A 1,340-nucleotide genomic window follows, 5' to 3' on the forward strand; every position below is an offset into this window, starting at 1 on the left:
GTGGCCAGTTTTAGTTGACCATATATGGACGCCCCGGGTGATGCAAGTACTGGTTCGATACGGTTTGCGACCATATATCCGGCGTCGTTAGTAGGTTCAATGACCTGCGCCATGATGTTATCCGAGCCCTGTTTCCTAATCACTACACCGGTATTTGATTACCCAGGTCAACTTCAGGCTGTTACAGGGACGGTAGCCGTTTTCTCATCAGTGCCTGCAAACTCAGTTAAAAATACTTTCTGTAACTTGCTGTTTTGATTTAATTCATCGCAACGGCTTTCTGCATATTAAAATCAATACCATCGGTCAAAACACGCCAGATAATTCTCGTCATCTTATTCGCCAGCGCAACCGTGGTTTTCAGGAACCCCCGGCGGGCCTCCAGCCTTTGCAGCCAAATACTCAGACTGTCATCTCGCTTTTTCACACAGCGCATTACAGACCGCGCACCGTGAATAATGAGAGTTCTCAGACTCCGGTTGCCATTTTTTGTCACAGAAGACAGACGCTGTTTTCCGCCCGAGCTATGCTGGCGGGGAACCAGGCCACACCACGCCGATAATTCTCGCCCACTTGAGAACTGTGTGGCATCAACTTCGCTGATAAACGCGGCAGCAATCAACGGGCCTACTCCCGGGATTGTTAATAGATGGCGGTACGCGATTTGTTGTGATGACAGTGCTGCTATTTCGTTATCCAGACTGGTAATTCGTTCATTTAATGCCTGCATATCTTCCCGCAGCGAGGAAAGCAGTCGACGAAGAGTGAATGTCAGGCTGTTTGAGGCATCTTCAATCAGCTCCGGTAGCTGTTGCTGGAGACGCAGGATCCCGACAGGAATAGTGAAGCCATATTCAGCGAGCAGAGAACGAAGCTGGTTGGCCAGCGCCGTTCTCTGCTCAACCATCAGTTGACGTGTGTTCCGAAGCGCCTTGATATCCTGCTGTTCTGTGGTTTTTACAGAAACAAAGTGAATACCCGGGCGAAATGCTGTCTCGCAAATTGCCAGCGCATCATTGGCATCATTTTTCTGGCTACGGACAAAAGCTTTTACGTGTTGTGTGGGGATGAGTCTGACGCAATAGCCCATAGATGCAAAGGTTCGCCCCCAGAAATGCGAAGTGGAGCAGGCCTCCATAGCAACAAGAGTTCCAGGTTCAAACTGTCGGATAGTATCCAGCAATTTAGAACGAGAGATTTTTTTGTTCCATGCGACGGAGCCATCAACCATCCAGGCGCAGACCTGAAAAACTGATTTGGCGATATCAATACCAACAACTCTGATCGTGCTCATGTGATTTACTCCCGTAGCAAACGCAGACAGTAAAAGTATGGCACTG

The 1,340-nt window shown here is 48.9% G+C and carries 1 protein-coding gene; it reads right to left on the reverse strand.

The features are described from left to right. Nucleotides 1–259 precede the first annotated feature (259 nt). On the reverse strand, nt 260–1,294 hold the full coding sequence (locus tag ACLJXE_RS24290; protein ID WP_410752236.1) for an IS110 family transposase: 1,035 nt from the start codon (nt 1,292–1,294) through the stop codon (nt 260–262). Nucleotides 1,295–1,340 lie beyond the last annotated feature (46 nt).

The organism is Citrobacter sp. U14242 (assembly GCF_046555775.1).
Classification (GTDB): domain Bacteria; phylum Pseudomonadota; class Gammaproteobacteria; order Enterobacterales; family Enterobacteriaceae; genus Citrobacter.